The 20,923-nt window shown below is 70.8% G+C and carries 15 protein-coding genes; 5 read left to right on the plus strand and 10 right to left on the minus strand.

The annotated features are described in order from the left end of the window. Window positions 1-4: 4 nt before the first annotated feature. The 6 genes from SPRI_RS10570 to eccD form a co-directional block, all read right to left on the minus strand. Window positions 5-457, minus strand: a complete 453-nt coding sequence (locus tag SPRI_RS10570) for a tetratricopeptide repeat protein (protein WP_005311182.1) — start codon at window positions 455-457, stop codon at window positions 5-7. A gap of 9 nt (window positions 458-466) precedes the next feature. Beyond that, entirely contained in the window at window positions 467-1,219 is a 753-nt protein-coding gene (gene dapB / locus SPRI_RS10575) for a 4-hydroxy-tetrahydrodipicolinate reductase (protein WP_005311184.1), read from the minus strand. 18 nt (window positions 1,220-1,237) lie between these two features. Beyond that, complete coding sequence (locus SPRI_RS10580; RefSeq protein WP_005311186.1) at window positions 1,238-2,617, minus strand: M16 family metallopeptidase; 1,380 nt, start codon at window positions 2,615-2,617, stop codon at window positions 1,238-1,240. Then, window positions 2,614-4,830: a polyribonucleotide nucleotidyltransferase gene (locus SPRI_RS10585; RefSeq protein ID WP_005311188.1), complete on the minus strand. Its 2,217-nt coding sequence runs from the start codon at window positions 4,828-4,830 to the stop codon at window positions 2,614-2,616. The genes SPRI_RS10580 and SPRI_RS10585 overlap by 4 nt, the downstream gene beginning before the upstream one ends. Window positions 4,831-5,104: 274 nt before the next feature. Continuing rightward, a complete protein-coding gene (gene rpsO, locus SPRI_RS10590) occupies window positions 5,105-5,395 on the minus strand; it encodes a 30S ribosomal protein S15 (protein ID WP_005311190.1) in 291 nt (96 codons plus the stop codon). 182 nt (window positions 5,396-5,577) lie between these two features. Next, window positions 5,578-7,056: a type VII secretion integral membrane protein EccD gene (gene eccD, locus SPRI_RS10595; protein ID WP_053556876.1), complete on the minus strand. Its 1,479-nt coding sequence runs from the start codon at window positions 7,054-7,056 to the stop codon at window positions 5,578-5,580. A gap of 186 nt (window positions 7,057-7,242) precedes the next feature. On the opposite strand from eccD, the gene SPRI_RS10600 reads away from it, so the two are divergent. Both SPRI_RS10600 and SPRI_RS10605 read left to right on the plus strand, forming a co-directional pair. Continuing rightward, a complete protein-coding gene (locus tag SPRI_RS10600) occupies window positions 7,243-11,196 on the plus strand; it encodes a type VII secretion protein EccC (RefSeq protein ID WP_005311196.1) in 3,954 nt (1,317 codons plus the stop codon). Between the two features lie 124 nt (window positions 11,197-11,320). Beyond that, window positions 11,321-11,566: a DUF397 domain-containing protein gene (locus SPRI_RS10605; protein ID WP_037773619.1), complete on the plus strand. Its 246-nt coding sequence runs from the start codon at window positions 11,321-11,323 to the stop codon at window positions 11,564-11,566. 67 nt (window positions 11,567-11,633) lie between these two features. Here SPRI_RS10605 and SPRI_RS10610 read toward each other — a convergent pair whose 3' ends face one another. The 4 genes from SPRI_RS10610 to eccB all read right to left on the minus strand — a co-directional run bounded on the left by SPRI_RS10610 (window position 11,634) and on the right by eccB (window position 15,261). After that, window positions 11,634-11,930, minus strand: a complete 297-nt coding sequence (locus SPRI_RS10610) for a WXG100 family type VII secretion target (protein ID WP_005311200.1) — start codon at window positions 11,928-11,930, stop codon at window positions 11,634-11,636. Window positions 11,931-11,987: 57 nt separating this feature from the next. Continuing rightward, a complete protein-coding gene (locus SPRI_RS10615; RefSeq protein WP_005311202.1) occupies window positions 11,988-12,326 on the minus strand; it encodes a WXG100 family type VII secretion target in 339 nt (112 codons plus the stop codon). A 139-nt stretch (window positions 12,327-12,465) separates the two neighbouring features. Further along, window positions 12,466-13,710, minus strand: a complete 1,245-nt coding sequence (gene mycP / locus SPRI_RS10620) for a type VII secretion-associated serine protease mycosin (protein ID WP_005311204.1) — start codon at window positions 13,708-13,710, stop codon at window positions 12,466-12,468. 9 nt (window positions 13,711-13,719) lie between these two features. After that, complete coding sequence (gene eccB / locus SPRI_RS10625) at window positions 13,720-15,261, minus strand: type VII secretion protein EccB (protein ID WP_005311206.1); 1,542 nt, start codon at window positions 15,259-15,261, stop codon at window positions 13,720-13,722. 220 nt (window positions 15,262-15,481) lie between these two features. Here eccB and eccE point away from each other — a divergent pair, with 220 nt between their 5' ends. The 3 genes from eccE to SPRI_RS10640 all read left to right on the plus strand — a co-directional run bounded on the left by eccE (window position 15,482) and on the right by SPRI_RS10640 (window position 20,893). After that, the gene (gene eccE / locus SPRI_RS10630) at window positions 15,482-16,777 is read left to right on the plus strand and encodes a type VII secretion protein EccE (RefSeq protein WP_005311208.1); all 1,296 of its coding nucleotides are present in this window, start codon (window positions 15,482-15,484) and stop codon (window positions 16,775-16,777) included. Continuing rightward, window positions 16,777-17,496, plus strand: coding sequence for a hypothetical protein (locus SPRI_RS10635; RefSeq protein WP_005311210.1), 720 nt, complete (start codon window positions 16,777-16,779; stop codon window positions 17,494-17,496). The genes eccE and SPRI_RS10635 overlap by 1 nt, the downstream gene beginning before the upstream one ends. Before the next feature lie 283 nt (window positions 17,497-17,779). Further along, complete coding sequence (locus tag SPRI_RS10640) at window positions 17,780-20,893, plus strand: SCO5717 family growth-regulating ATPase (protein ID WP_053556877.1); 3,114 nt, start codon at window positions 17,780-17,782, stop codon at window positions 20,891-20,893. Window positions 20,894-20,923: the final 30 nt, after the last annotated feature.

Genomic DNA, 20,923 nt, shown 5'->3' on the forward strand with positions numbered 1-20,923 from the left:
TGATTCAGTTCGGGACGGGCCTGCCGTCGTGCAGCGCGATCGCGCGCTGCATCGCGCGGCGGGCCCGCGGTGTGTCACGGGCGTCGTGATAGGCGACGGCCAGCCGGAACCAGCAGCGCCAGTCGCCGGGTGAATCCTCCGTCTCCGCGCGCCGCTTGGCGAACACGGCGTCCGCGGAGTCGCGGTCGATGCGCCCGCCAGGCGTACGGACCAGTTCGTCGACGGGCAGCCCGCCCTCCGCCTCCAGCTCGGCGGCCAACTGGTTCGCGCGGTTGACGAACCGGGTGTTCATCCACAGGAACCAGACGCCGATCACCGGCAGGATCAGCACCGCGACACCGAACGTGACGGTCAGCGCGGTGCCCTGCTTCAGCAGCATCACGCCCCGGCTGCCGACGAGGACGAAGTAGACGACCAGGACGGCAGCCGTGACGAAGTACGTGATCTTTGCGCGCATGGGTCCGCTTCAGCCGAGGTCGAGGAAGTTCTCCAGGCCGAACGTGAGGCCGGGAGCGGACACCACACGGCGGACGCCGAGCAGGATGCCGGGCATGAAGCTGCTGTGGTGCAGGGAGTCATGGCGGATGGTGAGGGTCTCGCCCTCACCGCCGAGCAGCACCTCCTGGTGGGCCAGGAGCCCGCGCAGCCGGATGGCGTGCACCGGGATGCCGTCGACGTCCGCGCCCCGCGCGCCCTCGAGGGCGGTGACCGTGGCGTCGGGCTGCGGCGCGCAGCCCGCCTCCGCGCGGGCCGCCGCGATGAGCTGGGCCGTGCGGGTGGCGGTGCCGGACGGGGCGTCGGCCTTGTTCGGGTGGTGCAGCTCGACGACCTCGACCGACTCGTAGTAACGGGCGGCCTGCTGGGCGAACTTCATGGTGAGGACCGCGCCGATGGAGAAGTTGGGCGCGATGAGCACGCCGGTCTCCGGGGAGGCGGCGAGCGACGTGTTCAGCTGCGCCAGGCGCTCGTCGGTCCAGCCGGTGGTGCCGACGACCGCGTGCATCCCGTGGCGTACACAGAAGTCCAGGTTGCCCATCACGGAGGCCGGGGTGGTCAGCTCGACGACGACCTCGGTGCCGGAGTCCACAAGGGTCTCCAGCTTGTCGCCGCGGCCGAGCGCCGCCACCAGTTCCATGTCCTCCGCGGCCTCGACGGCACGTACGGCTTCGGAGCCGATACGGCCCTTGGCGCCCAGGACGGCCACGCGCAGCTTGCTCATCGCTAACTTCCCTCGTTCCTAGGAGACCGCTTCGTGGAGGCGGTCAGCCTGCTTGTCCTTGAGCGGGCCGATGACCGACAGCGACGGGCGCTGTCCCAGAACCTCTCCGGCCACGGCGCGCACCTCGTCGGGAGTGACGGCCGATATCCGGGCGAGCATCTCGTCGACCGACATCTGGGAGCCCCAGCACAGCTCGCTCTTGCCGATGCGGTTCATCAGCGCGCCGGTGTCCTCCAGGCCGAGGACCGTGGAGCCGGAGAGCTGCCCGATGGCGCGCTCGATCTCCTCGTCGGGCAGGCCGTCGGAGGCGACCCGGTCGAGCTCGTCCCGGCAGATCTTGAGCACGTCGTGGACCTGGCTGGGCCGGCAGCCGGCGTACACGCCGAACAGGCCGGTGTCGGCGAAGCCCGAGGTGTACGAGTACACGCTGTAGGCGAGGCCGCGCTTCTCCCGGACCTCCTGGAAGAGGCGGGAGGACATGCCGCCGCCGAGCGCCGTGTTCAGGACGCCGAGCGCCCAGCGGCGCTCGTCGGTACGGGCGAGGCCCGGCACGCCGAGCACGACGTGGGCCTGTTCCGTCCTGCGGTTCTGCAGCTCGACCTTGCCCGCGGTGCGCAGCGCGCGGCTGCCGTCGCGGGGCGGCGTGGGGACGGCGTCCGTACGGGACAGTGCGCCGGCCTTGTCGAACGCGCGGCGGACCTGGCGTACGACCGTGGCGTGGTCGACGTTGCCGGCGGCCGCGACGACGAGGTGGGTCGGGTCGTAGTGCTTCTTGTAGAAGCGCCGCACACGGTCCGCGGTCAGGGCGTTCACGGTGTCGACGGTGCCGAGCACCGGGCGGCCCAGGGGCGTGTCGCCGAACATGGTGTGCGCGAACAGGTCGTGCACACAGTCGCCCGGGTCGTCCTCGGTCATCGCGATCTCTTCGAGGATCACGCCCCGCTCGGCGTCGACGTCCTCCTGGAGGATCAGTGAGCCGGTGAGCATGTCGCAGACCACGTCGATGGCGAGCGGCAGGTCGGTGTCGAGCACCCGCGCGTAGTAGCAGGTGTACTCCTTGGCCGTGAAGGCGTTCATCTCGCCGCCGACCGCGTCGATCGCGGCGGAGATGTCGAGGGCGGACCGCTTGTGGGTGCCCTTGAAAAGGAGGTGCTCGAGATAGTGCGTCGCGCCGCCGAGGGAGGGCGTCTCGTCCCGGGAGCCGACGTTCGCCCAGATGCCGAAGGTGGCGGACCGTACGGAGGGCAGCGTCTCCGTGACGACGCGCAGACCGCCGGGGAGGGTCGTGCGCCGGACGGTGCCGATGCCGTCCTTGCCCTTGAGGAGGGTTTGGGTACGGGCGACGGCCCGCGCCTCCGAGGAGGTGCGGGCCGTCGTCCTGGAACTACGGGACGTCACTTGTCGGTGTCGTCCTTCGTCTCGTCGCCCTCTTCGCCCTCGACCACGGGGATGAGGGAGAGCTTGCCGCGCGAGTCGATCTCGGCGATCTCGACCTGGACCTTGGAGCCCACGGCGAGCACGTCCTCGACGTTCTCCACGCGCTTGCCGCCGGCGAGCTTGCGGATCTGCGAGATGTGCAGCAGGCCGTCCTTGCCCGGGAGCAGGGACACGAACGCACCGAAGGTCGTCGTCTTCACGACGGTGCCCAGGTAACGCTCGCCGACCTCCGGCATGGTCGGGTTGGCGATGCCGTTGATCGTGGCGCGGGCGGCCTCTGCGGCCGGACCGTCGGCGGCACCGATGTAGATGGTGCCGTCGTCCTCGATCGTGATGTCGGCGCCGGTGTCCTCCTGGATCTGGTTGATCATCTTGCCCTTGGGGCCGATGACCTCACCGATCTTGTCCACCGGGATCTTGACGGTGATGATGCGCGGCGCGTTCGGGGACATCTCGTCCGGAACGTCGATCGCCTCGTTCATCACGTCGAGGATGTGCAGACGCGCGTCACGGGCCTGCTTCAGCGCGGCGGCCAGGACCGAGGCGGGGATGCCGTCGAGCTTGGTGTCGAGCTGCAGCGCGGTGACGAAGGTCTTGGTGCCGGCGACCTTGAAGTCCATGTCGCCGAAGGCGTCCTCCGCACCGAGGATGTCGGTGAGGGCGACGTAGTGCGTCTCGCCGTCGATCTGCTCGGAGATCAGACCCATGGCGATACCGGCGACGGGGGCCTTGAGCGGCACACCGGCGTTCAGCAGCGACATGGTGGAGGCGCAGACCGAGCCCATGGACGTCGAGCCGTTGGAGCCCAGCGCCTCGGAGACCTGGCGGATCGCGTAGGGGAACTCCTCGCGCGTCGGCAGCACCGGCACGATGGCGCGCTCCGCGAGCGCTCCGTGGCCGATCTCGCGGCGCTTGGGCGAGCCCACGCGGCCGGTCTCACCGACGGAGTACGGCGGGAAGTTGTAGTTGTGCATGTAGCGCTTGCGGGTCACCGGGGAGAGGGTGTCCAGCTGCTGCTCCATGCGGAGCATGTTCAGGGTGGTGACGCCCAGGATCTGGGTCTCGCCACGCTCGAACAGCGCGGAACCGTGCACCCGCGGGATGGCCTCGACCTCGGCCGCGAGCGTACGGATGTCCGTGATGCCACGGCCGTCGATGCGGACCTTGTCCTTGATGATCCGCTCGCGGACCAGCTTCTTGGTCAGCGCGCGGTAGGCGCCCGAGATCTCCTTCTCGCGGCCTTCGAAGGCCGGGAGGAGCTTCTCGGCGGCGAGCTCCTTGATGCGGTCGAGCTCGGTCTCGCGCTCCTGCTTGCCGGCGATGGTCAGCGCCTGGGCGAGCTCGCTCTTGACGGCGGCGGTCAGCGCCTCCAGGACGTCGTCCTGGTAGTCGAGGAAGACCGGGAACTCGCCGGTGGGCTTGGCGGCCTTGGCGGCGAGGTCCGACTGCGCCTTGCAGAGGACCTTGATGAAGGGCTTCGCGGCCTCGAGACCGGCGGCGACGACCTCCTCGGTCGGCGCCTCGGCGCCGCCCTTGACGAGCTCGATCGTCTTCTCGGTGGCCTCGGCCTCGACCATCATGATCGCGACGTCGCCGTCCTCGAGGACGCGGCCGGCGACCACCATGTCGAAGACGGCGTCCTCGAGCTCGGTGTGCGTCGGGAACGCGACCCACTGGCCCTTGATCAGCGCGACACGGGTGCCGCCGATCGGGCCGGAGAAGGGCAGGCCGGCCAGCTGCGTGGAGCAGGAGGCGGCGTTGATGGCGACCACGTCGTACAGGTGGTCGGGGTTGAGAGCCATGATCGTCTCGACGATCTGGATCTCGTTGCGCAGGCCCTTCTTGAAGGAGGGGCGCAGCGGGCGGTCGATCAGGCGGCAGGTGAGGATCGCGTCCTCGGAGGGCCGGCCCTCACGGCGGAAGAAGGAGCCGGGGATCTTGCCGGCTGCGTACATCCGCTCCTCGACGTCCACCGTGAGGGGGAAGAAGTCGAGCTGGTCCTTGGGCTTCTTCGAAGCGGTGGTGGCCGACAGCACCATGGTGTCGTCGTCCAGGTACGCCACGGCGGAGCCGGCGGCCTGCTTGGCCAGGCGGCCCGTCTCGAAGCGGATGGTGCGGGTGCCGAAGGCGCCGTTGTCGATGACGGCCTCGGCGTAGTGGGTCTCGTTCTCCACTATGGGTTTCTCCTACGTGTTCGTCTTTTCGTCCGCAGGCCCGTGTGGCCGGGGACGGTGGTGGAGGAGAAGCGCCTTGGGTGCGGGCCGGTCTTCGATCGAAGCACCCGGGACGATGTCCGGGGGCCACTACCGAGGACCGGCGGCGAGCAGGCGGCTTCTCGCTCCTTGGATATGGCGTTGTGCGACCAGACTAATTGGCGTCCGGCACATCGCGCACGTACAGCAAAGGGAGCGGCCCCCTAAGAGTGGGAACCGCTCCCTTCACGGCGTCTTACTTGGCACCGCCGGCAGCACCGCGGCGGATACCGAGCCGGTCCACCAGCGTACGGAAGCGCTGGATGTCCTTCTTGGCCAGGTACTGCAGCAGGCGGCGGCGCTGGCCGACCAGGATCAGCAGACCACGGCGGGAGTGGTGGTCGTGCTTGTGCGTCTTGAGGTGCTCGGTCAGGTCCGAGATGCGGCGGGTGAGCATCGCGACCTGGACCTCGGGGGAGCCGGTGTCGCCCTCCTTGGTGCCGAACTCGGTGATGATCTGCTTCTTCGTAGCGGCGTCGAGAGACACTCGGTACTCCTCATGGTGTTCGATGCGCCCGCGAGTGCCCCTGGTCTTTGTCTCAGGGGAGCTTCCATGACTCGGAGGCGGAGGTCCGATGGGCGCTGTCCCCAGATGATCCGGGGACGCGTACACAAACGGCCGTTACACAGCGTACCAGCCTGCCGGAGCCCGCCCGGACGGGGGCCCGGCTAGCTGGTGAGCGAGCGGGCCGCGTTGTAGACGTCCAGCACGGCGAGGCAGAGCGGGACCAGGGAGAGCAGTACGGCACCCTCGGCGATGTCCAGGAGACGGCCCCAGAAGGGAGAGAGGCCCTTCTTCGGGATGACCAGTCCGATCGCCGTGATCAGCGCGGCGCCGGCGGCCACGGCGGCCGTGAGCCAGATCGTACGGATGTCCAGCCCGCCCCGGTCGCCGTACATCAGGAAGTCCTTCATCAGGTCGACCGGCGGATTCAGGGAGAGACCGAGGACCAGCAGGGCGATGGCCGCGATGCCCGCCACCAGGGCGCAGGCGACCTGCGAGGTGTAGCGGAAGAGGCGGGCGCGCAGCAGCATGGCGAGGCCCGCCGCCAGGGCCAGGAACTGCCCCCACACGTTGCTGGAGAAGCCGAGCACCGCTGCGCAGCCGACGACGACCGCGGCGCAGCCGCCGACCAGGCCGAGCAGCATCTCGTGGCCGCGGCGCGCCTGGGCCGCGATCCGCTCGGCGTCGACCGGCTCGGCCTCCGGCAGCTCGTCGGGGTCGGTGTAGCCGTCGCCCTCGAACTCGTCGGCGGCGCTGCGGGGCGCGGCGTAGCCGATGGGGAGGCGGGCGAAGCGGGCGGAGAGGCCGGGCAGGAAGGCGACCAGACCGATGGCGACCGGCACCACGACGGCCGCCGTCCCGGTCGCGGACCACTCCGTCATGATCGCCAGGAAGGTGGCGGCGGTGCCGGTGACGGCCAAGAACGTGGCCGCGACGAACGGGGCGTCGCCACTGGGAGTGAGCGCGACGAGGGCCACCGAGGCGATCAGCACGGTCACACAGCCGAGGAGGAACTGCAGCCGGCCGGGGCCGTGGCCCGCGTCGGGGCCGATGATCCCGGAGCCGGCGATGAGCAGGAGGGGCAGCGCCCCGAGTCCGAGGGCCACGGCCGTCCCGCGGTCCGCGTAGACGCGTGCCCGCACACCGGCGAAGGCCGTGAGCAGCACACCGGCGGCGCCCGCGATGATGCCCGGCAGGCTGTGCATGTCGTGGCGGACGGGATCGGCGAACCACAGCACGAAGCCCATCAGGACGAGCAGCAGCACACCGCCGACGAGGCCGGCTCCGCGCAGCAGGTCGTCGCTCCACAGGTGACGGTCGCGCACCACGGCGGAGGCCACGGCGTCCGAGACGTCGTCGAAGACGGCCGGGGGCAGGGACTCGGCGAACGGACGCAGGCTCAACACGTCGCCGTCGACCACCCGTTGGGCGGCGAGGGACCGTGCGCCGTCGAGGACCGTGCCGTCCCGGCGGACCAGGTGGTACCCGGTGGGTGCGCCCGCCGCCTGCGTCTGTCCGGTCAGGCGCAGGATCTCCGGATAGACGTCGGCAACGGCGATGTCCTCGGGGAGGGCGACATCGATACGGCTGTCCGGCGCCACAACGGTGACGCGGCAGAAGCCGGTCGCTGCGGTCGTACTCACGTGTGTGGACCCCCTGATTCGCGGTTGCGCACGATGCGCGCGCCACCCTACCGGGACACGTGGGACCGGTCTGCAAGTAGGATCACCGTCGCGCGGAGGGGAGCGCGCCGATCACCCGGTCCCGGGGGCGTCGGTGGCGGAACCGGCCCATCCGTCTTCCGTCCGTCTCGAGGGATTGATGCTCCGGTGAGCCAGATCGTCGTGAAACGCCCGCCGAGGTCCCTGCCGCCTGAAGTTCCCACGGGGGAACTGGTGCTGGAGGCGCCTCCAGAGCTGCCGCGAGGTCAGCAGGAGGGCATGCTGATGCAGATCCTGCCTGTTCTCGGCATGGGTTCCTCCGTGGTCTTCTTCTTCTCGCCGCAAGCGCCTCCCTTCATGCGCATCATGGGTGTGCTGATGCTGGTGTCGACGGTCGCGATGGTCGTGGCACAGGTCGTCAGGTACCGCCGCGGTACGCAGGGGCAAATGGCCGATGTCCGCCGTGACTACCTCAAATACCTCGCGCAGACGCGTCGTACGGTGCGCAAGACCGCGCGTAAGCAGCGCGACGCGCAGCTCTATCTGCACCCCTCCCCGGAACAGCTGTGGTCGGTGGTGGCCGAAGGGTCGCGCCTGTGGGAACGGCGGGTGGGCGACAAGGACTTCGCCCAGGTCCGTGTCGGCCTGGGTGCGCAGCAGCTCGCGACGCCGCTGATCGCTCCGGACACGGCCCCGGTCGACGAGCTGGAACCTCTGTCGGCCGGTGCGATGCAGCAGTTCCTGGCTGTGCACGGCTCGCTCGACGGTCTGCCCATGGCCGTCTCGATGCGCGCCTTCTATCACGTGACGGTCTCCGGCGAACCGGAGTCGGCGCAGGCGGCGGCCCGTGCGCTCGTCTCCCAACTGGTGACGCTGCACTCGCCCGACGACCTGATGCTCGCTGTGGTGGCGGCGCCCGGGGCGGTCGCCCGCTGGGACTGGACGAAGTGGCTCCCGCACACCCAGGTGCCCGGCCAGGTGGACGGTGCCGGCACCAAGCGTCTGTTCGGCGACGACCTCGGCGAGCTGGAGCAGCTGCTGCACAGCCGGCTCGACGGCCGGCCGCGCTTCAGCCGCGAGAACCAGCCCGTGATGGACCAGCCCCACATAGTCGTCGTGCTCGACGGCGGGATGGTGCCGCCGGACTCGCTGTTCGCCGCGGCGGAGGGCCTGCAGGGCGTCACGATCGTCGAGGTCGTCTCCGGGGACCTGGACGAGCCGCGCGGTGGGCTGTCCGTCGTCGTACGGCCGGGCAGGCTCCGGCTGGAGTCCGGCTCCCGGGTGGCGTACGAGGGGATTCCCGACGGCATCTCGCTGCCCGCGGCGGAGGCGCTCGCCCGTCAGCTCGCGCCGCTGCGCATGGGAGGCGGCGACGACGACGAACCGCTGCTCTCCAACCTCGACTTCACCGATCTGCTGAACCTCGGCGACGCGGCGGGGATCGACGTGGCCCGGACGTGGCGGCCGCGTTCCGTGGCCGAGCGGCTGCGGGTGCCGATCGGCGTCGGCGAGGACGGCCAGCCGGTCATGCTGGACCTCAAGGAGGCCGCGCAGGAGGGCATGGGCCCGCACGGTCTGTGCGTCGGCGCGACCGGTTCCGGCAAGTCGGAGCTGCTGCGGACGCTGGTCCTCGGGCTCGCGGTCACCCACTCGTCCGAGACGCTCAATTTCGTCCTCGCGGACTTCAAGGGTGGTGCGACGTTCGCGGGAATGTCGCAGATGCCGCACGTCGCGGCGGTCATCACCAACCTCTCGGACGACCTGACACTGGTCGACCGCATGGGTGACGCGATCCGCGGTGAGCTGCAGCGCCGCCAGGAACTGCTGCACAAGTCCGGCAACTACGCCAACATCCACGACTACGAGAAGGCCCGCGCGGCCGGCGCCGCGCTCGAGCCGCTCGCGTCGCTCGTGCTGGTGCTCGACGAGTTCTCCGAACTCCTCACCGCCAAGCCCGACTTCATCGACATGTTCATCCAGATCGGCCGTATCGGCCGTTCGCTGGGTGTCCATCTGCTGCTCGCGTCGCAGCGCCTGGAGGAGGGCAAGCTGCGCGGTCTGGACACCTACCTGTCGTACCGGATCGGTCTGCGCACCTTCTCCGCGGCCGAGTCCCGCACGGCCATCGGCGTGCCGGACGCGTACCACCTGCCTTCCGTGCCCGGTTCGGGCTACCTGAAGTTCGGTACGGACGAGATGACCCGCTTCAAGGCGGCCTACGTGTCCGGTACGTACCGCACCGGTGGTCCGGACCTCTCGGTGGGGCATCTGTCCGTCGAGCGGCGGCCCGCGCTGTTCACCGCGGCTCCGGTGCCTGTCGTGTACGCGGCCCCCGATCCGTCGGCGAGCGGCGCACCGAGCCGGTCGGACGACGACGCCCTCGCGGACACGGTCCTCGACGTGATCGTGCGCCGGCTGGAGGGTCAGGGCGTGCCGGCACACCAGGTCTGGCTGCCGCCGCTGGACCAGGCCCCGACGCTCGACCAGCTGCTGCCCGGACTCGCTCCCACCGCGGCCCGCGGTCTCACGGCGACCGAGTACACCCGGCCCGGTGGTCTCGTCGTACCGCTCGGCCTGATCGACAAGCCGTTCGAGCAGCGGCGTGAGGTGCTGTACCGCGACTTCTCCGGCGCCGCGGGCCACATGATGGTGGTCGGCGGTCCCCAGTCCGGCAAGTCGACGCTGATGCGCACCCTGATCTCCTCCTTCGCCCTCACCCACACACCGAACGAAGTGCAGTTCTACGGACTGGACTTCGGCGGTGGCGGTCTCTCGTCCCTCTCGGACCTGCCGCACGTCGGCGGCATCGCCTCGCGGCTCGACCCCGAGCGGGTGCGGCGTGCCGTCGCCGAGGTCATGGGTGTGCTGAACCGGCGTGAGGAGTTCTTCCGGGCGAACGGCATCGACTCCATCCAGACGTACCGCCGCAAGCGCGCCGCGGGTGAACTGCCCGGCGAGGCCTGGGGAGACGTCTTCCTGGTCATCGACGGCTGGGGCGGCTTCAAGAACGACTACGAGATGCTGGAGCCCATCGTCTCGGACATCGCCGCACGCGGCCTCGGTTACGGCATCCACGTCGTCATCACCGCCGCCCGCTACATGGAGGTGCGCGCGGCGCTCAAGGACCAGATGCTCGGCCGTCTCGAGCTGCGTCTGGGCGATGTCATGGACTCCGAGTTCGACCGGAAGGTCGCGGCCAACGTCCCGGCCGGGGTGCCCGGTCGCGGCCAGGTGCCGGAGAAGCTGCACTTCATGACGGCGTTGCCGCGGATCGACTCCGTCAGCAGCTCCGGCGACCTCGCCGACGGCGTCTCCGCGTTCGTGCAGTCCGTGAAGGGCAACTGGTCGGGGCCGGCGGCTCCGACGATCCGGCTGCTGCCGCGCAGGCTGCCCGCGGAGCAGCTGCCGAAGGGCTTCGAGTACCCCCAGCACGGCATCGCGATCGGCATCGACGAGACGAACCTGGAACCGGTCTTCGTCGACTTCGAGACCGATCCCTTCCTGATGGTGTTCGGCGAGAGCGAGTCGGGGAAGACGAACCTGCTGCGGCTCGTCGCCAAGCAGATCGCCGAGCGGTACACGCCTGAACAGGCGCGCATCGTGGTGGGTGACTACCGGCGCACCATGCTGGAGGCGGTCCCGTCGTCCCACCTGCTCGAGTACGCGCCCATGGCGTCGGCCATGGAGATGCACATGGACGCCATCTCCACGGTGATGGAGCGGCGTGCGCCGAAGCCGGACATCACACCGCAGCAGCTGCGCGACCGCAGCTGGTGGTCGGGTCCGCAGTTGTTCGTCCTCATCGACGACTACGAACTGGTCGCCACCAACTCCGGCAATCCGCTGGCATCGCTGGCGGAGAAGCTGCCGTACGCGCGTGACGTGGGTGTCCGCTTCATCGTGGCGCGCAACGCCGCCGGCGCGTCCCGTGCCATGTACGAGCCGTTCATGCAGCGGATGAAGGAACTGGGCGGCCAGGGTGTCATCCTGTCCGGCAGCCCGGCCGAGGGCGACATCATGGGCAACGTGAGGGCCCGTCCGATGCCGCCGGGACGGGGCACCTTCGTGTCCCGCAAGAGGGGCAATCCGCTGATCCAGGTCGGCTGGTACCCGGGACAGTAGCGGCGCGGCGGCCCGTCCGCGACCGCCCTGCACAGGCCCGGCCGTTCGTCAAGAGCGGCCGGGCCCACGCAGTAGTGTGACCAACTGCAACTGCTGGGTGACATGCATTGGGAGGGACGCGCCGATGGCTGACGCAGTCGACAAGGAACGTCAGAAGGAAGAGCTGTACGCCCTCGACATCTCCGGTGTGGAGTGGGTCGGCGCTCCCGGCACGAGTCCCGACGAGGAACGCGTCGAGATCGCCCATCTGCCGGGCGGCGCCGTCGCCATGCGGTCGTCGCTGGACCACGACACGGTGCTGCGCTACACGGAGGCCGAGTGGCGGGCCTTCGTGCTGGGCGCGCGGGACGGCGAGTTCGACCTCAAGTAGCGACGGCATGGCGAAGGGGGCTGCCCGCCGATGCGGGCAGCCCCCTTTCGTACGGGCGGACGGGTGGTCAGCCCATCATCATGCGGAACCGGGCGGCGTTGCCCTTGTCGGTGTCCTGGTAACCGACGACGGCGTCGCCCAGCAGGCGGGCGATCGTCTGCAGGTCCTGGTTCATGCCGTCCATGTCGGTGGCGAGCTGCCGCTGGATGGCCACGTAGGCCTCCTTGGCCTCACCCTGCCAGGCGCCGGCGACGCGGTTGACGTGGCCCAGCAGCGTGCGGAGTTCGTCCGCCAGGTCAGAGGCGGTCTTCACCGTGTCGCGCGCGGCCTGGGTCACTGTGTCGTAATTGACGGCAGTGGTCATTGATCTCTCCTAGTAGCGAAGTTCGGCGAACGGTCGATGCGGACGGGTCGGTCCGGATCAGACCTCGAGGATGGCGCTGGTGTTGCCCTTGGCGTTCTCCATGCCCGCGAAGGTCGACATGCGCTTGCGCTCTTCCTCGTCGAAGCCGTCGGCGCTCATCTTCACCATGTTCTGGAGATTCTCGAGGCTCTGCTGCAGGTTGGCCAGACGGCGGTTCACCTGCGTCTGCACCTGGTCGTACTGCTGGCTCGCCGCACCCTGCCACCCCGCCTGGATGCGGTCGACCACGCCGTTCAGAGAGGTGATCCGGCTGCTCAGCTCGGTCGAGAAATTCTGGATCTTGCCGCTGAGTTCGGTGATATCACCGGTGGTTACGTCGAGGTTCTTGTCCGACATCGTGCCCCTTCTTCCTGCGACAGTGACTGTAGACGGAAGCCGTTCGGATGCCGCCCCCGTGCCGGACCATTGGTCCGACTGTCACTCTATCCACTTGATACGACGGTTCCAACTGCAAAGCGGCTTATGGTTACTTGCTTCAGCGTGACCGTTTCCGCGCGGTGTCCCTGATGACCGTCGCGGTCCCCGCGATCACCGCCACCAGTACGACGCTGATTCCCAGCGCGTAGGTTGCATAGCGCTCGTTGCGTTCCTGGACGGTCTCCGTCATGGCCAGATGGGCCGGTTCCGGCGCGGGCGGTTTGGCCGGTCCGGGGTCCGGGCGGGGGGCTGCCTGGGGCTTGTCGTCGCCGCTCAGGGCGCGTACGGGGTCGATCACTCCCCAACCGACGAAGTTGTCGTGGCCGTTGATGCTGCGGGTCGCCGTCTGCTCGATCTCGGCGATGATCTCGGCCGGCGTCCACCGGGGGTGCTTCGCCTTCAGCAGGGCGGCCACCCCGGCGACGTACGGGGCCGAGAAGCTGGTGCCGTTGTCGATGCACTGGCCGTTGCCCGGGACGGTGGAGACGATGTCCACGCCGGGCGCGGCGACGCCCACGAACTCGCCGGCCTGGGAGAAGACCGCCCGCTCGTTGTTGCGGTCGGAGGAGGCCACGGCCAGCACACCCGGAAACGCGGCGGGGTAGGTGTTCTTGACCTTGCCGTCCATGCCGTCGTTGCCGGCCGACGCGACGACCACGACGCCCGCGGTGATCGCCCGCTGCACCGCCTTGCCGAGCGCCGAGTCGGGTCCGAGCGGCTTGACCGTGTCCTGGGAGATGTTGATGACGTCGGCGCCCTTGGCGATGGCGTGGTCGATCGCCGTGGCCATCGTGCGGTCGTTGCCGCTGTTGTTCTCGTCGTTCTGGCGGATCGGGATGATGGTCGACTCGGGCGCGATGCCGACGAACCCGGTTCCCTTGCGGGGGCGCGCGGCGATGATGCCCGCCACCTTGGTGCCGTGCCCCACCAGGTCGACCGTGCCGTCCGTCTTGCCGCGCTTCTCGTCGCTGTTCTTCTTGTCGGGCTTGAGGAGGTCCTTGCCCGCGGAAGCGTCGACGGCCGGCTTCAGCTGCACGTTGTCGTTGTCGACCCCGGTGTCGATGACCGCGACACGAACGCCCTTGCCCTTGGTGTCCTGCCACAACTCGTCGAGCAGGACCCGCTGAAGGGGCCAAGGGGTGCCGGCGATCTGCTCCTTCATGGGGAAGGTGCACTCGCCGCTGCCGTCGAGGGCAGCGCCCTTCGTCCCTTCGGCGGCCACGGCGGCCGGGGTCGCGGCCGTCAGGGCTGTGAGCAGCGCGGCGGCGGTCGTGGCCGCGGCCCGCTTGAGCGGATACAGCATCGGCGCTCCTTACGAACCCTGCGGCTGGCGTGCGCTGTTGGTGTCCAGCCGCGGGCCCTTGGACAGGAACTCGGACCAGGAGATCGGGACCAGCGACGGGACGATCTTGCCGTATCCGAGCCGGATCTGCGCCTGGCTGGGCTCCGGGCGGCCGTCCTGCTGCTGCCCCTCGCCGCCGGCGCCGATGTCGGAGCGGTCCGAGTCGCTGTCGCCGTTCGCCTGCACCGCGTAGCGCAGCCCGGTGTCGGTCACGAGGAAGAGCGAACCGTCGGGCTTGGTCTGGTTGCCCTGGACCTGGGTGTAGAGGAGTCCCGAGCCCGGGGTGACGTAGGTGCTGGTGCCACCGGCGGTGATCTCCGCCGGGTACGCCGAGCCCGCCCAGGTGGACAGGGTGGTGCGGCCCTTGTCGTCGACCTTCCGGAGCACGCTGCAGACCGTGTCACGCCCGCCGGTCGCGGAGTTGACGTGCTCGGCCCGCAGTTCGGGCCAGCGGTTCTGCGCGCCGAAGACGTCGGACTCCGGGGTGAAGGAGGCCGCGTCGACGACCGTCGCCCGTCCGCCCATGTCGAGGCCGTCCGTCTGTGGAGAGTTGATCAGGAGCCACGCGGTGAAGTCCGACACCGGCTGGACCTTGCCGGCGAGGACGACGTAGTGCCGGGGTCCGGCCCCCGTCTGGGCCTGCAGGACCATGCCCACCTTGTCCTGTTCGGCGGTCAGTCCGCCACCGACGCCGGCCGCTGCCCCCACCTGCCCCTGGAGCACGGGGAAGTCGATCGGGCTTCCTTCATGGAGCGTCGCCAGCCAGTCTTCCGTGACGGGCTGCGGCTCGGTCCGGTCACCGACCAGGGCGCGGGTGAGGAGGTCGGCGTCGTTCTCCGTGCCGCGGACCAGGTACTTGGTGCCGGCCGCGTCGACCAGGTAGCGCCCGCTCTTCCCCTCCACGTACAGGACCTGGCCGCCGGTCAGCCGGTTCTTGCCCTCGGTCCTCTTGAGGTCGCGGTCGGCGAAGATGAACGTCGCCTTCTGCGCCGAGGCGCCCTGGCCCGCGCCCGGCTGTTCGCACACCGCCCAGCGCTTGGCCTGGCCCGCCTCCTTCTCACCGGGCAGGCGGTCGGGGGCGTACGGGATGCCGAGGATCGGGCCGCGGGCCGGCTTGCCCGAGTCCAGGATGTCGTCGGCGACCTGGATGACCTTGAACTGGTCCGGGGTGAGCAGCAGTCGGGCGGACGCGAGGTTCAGCACCGGGTGCAGCAGGACCTTCTTGTTCTTGCCCTTGCCGGTCTCGAGGACGACATATCGGGTGGTGGAGTCCTTGCCGACGATCACCTTGGTGCCCGGCGCCGCCCAGTCCTTGGGGGCCTTGGGCTTGAACATGCCGAAGGCGCCGAAGCCGGCCAGGATCAGCACTCCCACGATCATGCCGGGGACGATCGCGCGCAGCGGCCGCGGCGCCCCCTCCTCCGTGCCCGACGGGGAGGGTTGGAGGAATGCCGCCACCGTGCGCTTCTTCGCAAAGGTGTATGCGTTGAGCTCATCCCGCCGTGATGCCATGAGTCCCCATTGGTAAAGAAGGCACTGTCTCCCCGCGAGGCCGTGGTGGTGAGCGCGGCCCCGGGCCCTGCCGTTCGGACCGGCCCCCTACTATGCCTGTTGATCGGTGGTGCTCGTGGGGCGGGTAGGGTGATCCAGCCGCCGGAAGCCTTGCTGGGCGGGGCTGGACAGGGGTGATCGGGATGAATTGGGGCCTAATGAACCGGGGGGTTCCGGAGTAATGGCGTCCGCAACGCGCGCGCGGCCCGCGGCCCGCAGACAGTCCTCCGCACGACCGCCCGCCCATTCCTCCGGCCCGAGCACACCCCGCCTGCGGGCACGGCCCGGCCACTTCGGAACGTTCCGACTGCAACAACTCGTCCTGGTCGAGATCGCCGCCGCCCTGCTGCTGGTCGCCTGGGTCGCCGACCCGCTGCTCCTCGTACCCGCCGGTGTCCTGGCGGCCGTTCTGGTGCTGCTGGCCGTGGTGCGCAGGCACCGGCGGTCGCTGCCCGAGTGGCTCTCCACCGTGTTCGCCCTGCGCGCGCGCACGCGGCGGGCGAAGTCGCTGACCATCGAGCCCGGGACCGAGCCGGGACTGGCACCCGTCGTCGAATGCGACCCGGCGCTACGGACCTACACCTACAGCGACCGGGACCGGCGGCCGGTGGGGATGATCGGCGACGGCACGTTCCTGACCGCCGTCCTCCAGGTCGAGGCGGACGCGACGGCGCTGCGGCCGGAGCGCATGGCACGCCCGCTCCCCATGGCCCTGATCAAGGACGTCATGGAGGTGGACGGGATCCGGCTCGAGTCGGTCCAGATCGTCCAGCACACCCAGCCCGCCCCGGCCCCGCACCTGCCTCAGCAGTCCGTCGCGGCACGCAACTACGCGCCGCTGCAGGCCCAGACCGGCTCGCCCGCCCTGCGCATCACCTGGATCGCGCTGAAGCTCGACCCGGAGCTGTGCCCGGAAGCCGTGGCGGCCCGCGGCGGCGGCATCGAAGGCGCGCAGAAGTGCGTGGTGCGGACGGCGGACCAGCTGGCCAGCCGACTGACCGGTGCCGGCTTCCGGGCGACCGTGCTCACGGAGCAGGAACTGACCTCCGCCATCGCCACTTCGTCCTGCGCCAGCCCCATGGCCATCGCCCAGGCGGGCAGGGCAGAAGTGCCCGCGCGGCGCACTCAGGAGACCTCACGCACCTGGCGCGTCGACGACCGCAGGCACACGACGTACTGGGTGGGCCGCTGGCCCCAACTCGGCGGCGGCGGGGCCCAGATGCCCCAGCTGGTCGCCCTCCTCACGTCGATCCCCGCGCTGGCGACGACCTTCAGCCTGACCCTCGGTCACGGCGACCGGCAGGGTGTGACGGTCACCGGACACGTCCGGATCACGGGACGCAGTGACGAGGAACTGGTCACCGCACGCCATGAACTGGAACGGGCGGCCCGTGGGGTCAAGACCGGCCTGGTGAGACTCGACCGTGAGCAACTGCCCGGAATGCTCGCCACGTTGCCGCTCGGGGGAGCCCGCTGATGTCTGCACCTGCCGCAAAGCCGCGTATCGGTTTCGGTCTCGTCGGGCCCCGCAGGGACCGGCACGCGATGACCATGGACCAACTGGCCGCCCTCACCCTGCCGGTCGGTGACGACGGCATGGTCATCGGCGTCGACGCCGAAGGCAGACCCGCCGTACTGGGCATCAACCGCCCCACCCCGTACGACGTGACGCTGATCGGCGGCCTGTGGACGGCTCAGGTCCTCGCGCTGCGCGCCGCCGCGACCGGGGCCAGGGTCACCGTCGAGACGGGCCGCGCGCCGGCGTGGACCGCGCTCGCGCAGGCCGCGGGCGGCGGACAGCAGTGCATCTCCCTGCACGACGTGGGCCGGGTGCCTCCGCAGGGCGCTTCCGCCGGGAGCCCCGTGGTCGTCGTACGGGACTGCGGGATGCGGCCGCCGCGAGGACGGGTCGTCTCCGGGCCCTGGCAGTCGGTGCTGACGCTGCTGCCGTATCTGAGCCCGGTCGCGCCCCGGTTGATGGAGAAGTCGGGACTCGTCGGCGTCCAGCGCGTCTCCCCGGACGAAGCCAGGCAGATCGGGCGCATCATGCATCTGCCGCAGGGGGAGACCGAGGCGCTCTCCACGCTCGCCGACGGAGTCACCCTCTGGTGCACCCCGCGGGACCGGCAGTTCGTCATGACCCAGGCGACCGATGCCGAGACCGGATTGTTGGGCAGCGCCCGGCGGATGGACTGACGGAGCGGTTCCGTTCGGGGTTGTCCCGGTTTGGTGTGCCGGATTTCTCACGCTCTGGTGCAGCAGGGTCACCTGTGGGCACGGCGTGACGCACGGGACAGTGGCCGGCGGCCCGACGGGCCTGCCGGAGTGCCGTTGTTGGCGATTAGGGTGGGTCGGGGCGCGGCACAAGAACCTACGGGTGTGCCGACAGCGTCCCAGGGGGAGAGCCGGGCCGATCCGAAGAAGGCGGTGGCCCCCACCCACGACGGCACAAGGGTGCTCGACCACACCAGGAGGCAAAGTGAACGGCGATCGGGACGACATCCACGGGGGCTGGAACATTCCCGTCGACGAGTCCGACGCGGAGCCCGCCGAGCTGACGGGTGAGTTCACCATCGACTACACCCCGCCTGCCTGGTACACACAGAACGCGTCGGGTGACACTTCGGGCGGGGGCGCCGGGGCACAGGCTTCTCCGCCGCCCCCTCCGCAGGGGGCGCCCGTGGCCGTGCCGGGACTGCCCGCGGGCAGCGGGTACGAGCCGAACTGGTCGCAGACGCCGCCCGCGCCCGCGCCCGCGCAGCAGGAATCCGCGCCGCAGGAACCGGCGCCCGTCGCCCCTCCGGCTGTTCCGGCGCCTGCACCCGTACCCGTGCCTCCGGCGGTCCCCGCGCCCGCACCCGCGCCCGATGCCGAGCAGGCGCCGGCCCGGGCCGACGAGCCCGCGCAGGGCTCCGCGACACCGCAGGCACCGGAGTTGTCGTGGCAGTCCTTCGGCGACGGGGACGTGGAGAGCGGCGCCACCATGCGCTTCTCCCCCGCCGCCCTGCGGCGTGAGATGGCCGAGCGGGCCGCCGCCGAGGCGGGCGGGACGGACGCCGGGGCCACCGACGGACCGCAGCCGCAGGCAGAGACGGAACCGGCCGCGGAGCCCGGGGCCACGGCGGAGACGGAGGCCGAGCCGGCAGCCGAGGGCGCCGTGCCCGCGCCGGTGGTCGCCGAGGGCGCCGTGCCCCCGCCGGTGGTCACCGACACCGCCGTCGCGGAAGCCGGGAACGACTCCCGCACTGCCGACGGCCCGGACAGCGACGCGGACGGAGAGCCCGTGGCCGACGACGCGTCGCCCGCCGACGCCCCGGCCGCGGACCAGGACGCCCCGGCCGCCGGCCTGGGCGGCCACGAGGACAGCGCGGACGACGAAGGCGACGACACGGAGGGCGACGACGCCGCTGCGGTCGCGGACTCCGCTCCGCCGGCCGACGACGAGCCGTCCGACGCCACGCCCGCGCCTGCCGTCCCCCAGAACGCCGCACCCGCCCCTGCCGAACCGCAGGTCGCTCCCTCGGGAGCCGCGCCCTGGGCACCCGGCTCCGCGCCGGCGCCGCAGGGTGGTGGACTGCCGCCCCTCCCGCCCGAGTTCCAGCCCGCCGCGCCGCCGGCCGCGCCGCAGTGGACCGCGCCCGCACCGGGGGCGGACCCGGCCGCCCAGGTGCCCGCCCAGGCCCCCGGCTACGGCTTCCCGCAGCCGGCACAGCAGCACGCGCAGCAGCCTCCTCAGGGGCAGCCCGGCGGCCCTGTGGCTCCCGCGCCGCAGGGCGGGTACGGCTTCCCGCAGCAGGCCGGGCCGGGACATCCCGGCGCGCCCCAGGGCGGGTACGGCTTCCCGCAGCCCGGTCAGCCGGCTCAGCAGCAGCCGGTCCACCCGGGCCGGCCGCAGCCCGGACAGCAGCCGGGCGCCCCCGTACCGCAGCAGAACCCGGGCCAGCCGCCCCACGCTCAACCGCCGCAGGGCCAGCCACCCCACGCTCAACCGCCCCAGGCCCAACCGCCCCACGCTCAGCCGCCGCAGGGCCAGCCGCCGCAGGCGGCGCCCCAGCCCGGCGGGCCCTACGGCTACCCGCAGCCGCCCGGTCAGCCCGTCGACCCTCGTACGGGTGGTGCCTGGCCCACGCCGGTCACGCACGACCAGCGTGAGCGTTCGGTGCCGGGCGCTCCGCTCGGTTACACGGCGGCCGTCGAGCTCTCCTCCGACCGGCTCCTGCGCAACAACAAGCAGAAGCCCAAGTCGAGCCGTAACCCCTCCAGTGCCACGCGCTTCAAGCTCGGCGGCAAGAAGGAGGAGGCCGAGCGGCAGCGCAAGCTCGAGCTGATCCGCACGCCGGTGCTGTCCTGCTACCGGATCGCGGTGATCTCGCTCAAGGGCGGCGTCGGCAAGACGACGACCACCACCGCGCTCGGCTCGACCCTCGCCACGGAGCGGCAGGACAAGATCCTCGCGATCGACGCCAACCCGGACGCCGGTACGCTCGGCCGCCGGGTGCGCCGGGAGACCGGCGCCACGATCCGGGACCTGGTCCAGGCGATCCCGTACCTCAACTCGTACATGGACATCCGCCGGTTCACCTCTCAGGCGCCCTCCGGTCTGGAGATCATCGCCAACGACGTGGACCCGGCCGTCTCGACGACGTTCAACGACGAGGACTACCGGCGCGCGATCGACGTGCTGGGCAAGCAGTACCCGATCATCCTCACCGACTCGGGCACCGGTCTGCTCTACAGCGCGATGCGCGGCGTGCTGGACCTGGCCGATCAGCTGATCATCATCTCGACGCCGTCCGTCGACGGTGCGAGCAGCGCGTCGACGACGCTCGACTGGCTGTCCGCCCACGGGTACGCCGAGTTGGTGCAGCGTTCCATCACGGTCATCTCCGGGGTCCGCGAGACCGGCAAGATGATCAAGGTGGACGACATCGTGCAGCACTTCCAGACCCGCTGCCGCGGCGTGGTCGTGGTGCCGTTCGACGAGCACCTCGCAGCGGGTGCCGAGGTCGACCTCGACATGATGCGGCCCAAGACCCGTGAGGCGTACTTCAACCTGTCCGCGCTGATCGCCGAGGACTTCGTGCGCGCCCAGCAGCAGCAGGGGCTCTGGACGGCGGACGGTAACCCGCCGCCCCAGGCCGCCCCGCCGATGCCGGGCCACGGTCAGGGACAGTGGCAGGGCCACCCCCAGGGCCAGCCCCCGCAGCCCCACCCACAGGGCGGGCAGCCCGCCCCCGGCGGTCCGGCACCGGGCCGGCCCTACCCGCCCCAGCAGCCGCAGCACCCGCAGCAGCAGCCCCAACAGCCCGGTCAGGGGCAGCCGCAGCCGCCGTACGGCGTGCCGCAGCAGGGGCATCCGCCGCAGGGCTGGCAGCAGCCGCATCCCGCCCAGCCCCAGCCGCCCCACCAGCAGGCGCCGCACCAGCAGCAACCGCATCCGCAGCAGGTCCCGGCGCCGGCGAACCCCGCCGGTCCGACGCCTCCCGCGGCCGGCGGAGCCGATCCGCAAGGACACGTTCCGCCCGACCGGTTCCCGCCCGCCGGATGGCCGCAGCAGCAGCCTCCGCAGGCACCGCCAGCCCCTCAGCAGTAACGCGACAGAGGTCTTGACCAATGAGGGCCC

This window comes from Streptomyces pristinaespiralis (assembly GCF_001278075.1).
GTDB classification, from domain to species: domain Bacteria; phylum Actinomycetota; class Actinomycetes; order Streptomycetales; family Streptomycetaceae; genus Streptomyces; species Streptomyces pristinaespiralis.

Excerpts from the sequence above, each read along its gene's own strand:
- SPRI_RS10570 (WP_005311182.1), bottom strand. The coding sequence starts at position 457 with ATGCGCGCAAAGATCACGTACTTCGTCACGGCTGCCGTCCTGGTCGTC.
- dapB (WP_005311184.1), bottom strand. The coding sequence starts at position 1,219 with ATGAGCAAGCTGCGCGTGGCCGTCCTGGGCGCCAAGGGCCGTATCGGC.
- SPRI_RS10605 (WP_037773619.1), top strand. The coding sequence starts at position 11,321 with ATGGCTGACGCAGTCGACAAGGAACGTCAGAAGGAAGAGCTGTACGCC.
- SPRI_RS10610 (WP_005311200.1), bottom strand. The coding sequence starts at position 11,930 with ATGACCACTGCCGTCAATTACGACACAGTGACCCAGGCCGCGCGCGAC.
- SPRI_RS10615 (WP_005311202.1), bottom strand. The coding sequence starts at position 12,326 with ATGTCGGACAAGAACCTCGACGTAACCACCGGTGATATCACCGAACTC.
- mycP (WP_005311204.1), bottom strand. The coding sequence starts at position 13,710 with ATGCTGTATCCGCTCAAGCGGGCCGCGGCCACGACCGCCGCCGCGCTG.
- eccB (WP_005311206.1), bottom strand. The coding sequence starts at position 15,261 with ATGGCATCACGGCGGGATGAGCTCAACGCATACACCTTTGCGAAGAAG.
- eccE (WP_005311208.1), top strand. The coding sequence starts at position 15,482 with ATGGCGTCCGCAACGCGCGCGCGGCCCGCGGCCCGCAGACAGTCCTCC.
- SPRI_RS10635 (WP_005311210.1), top strand. The coding sequence starts at position 16,777 with ATGTCTGCACCTGCCGCAAAGCCGCGTATCGGTTTCGGTCTCGTCGGG.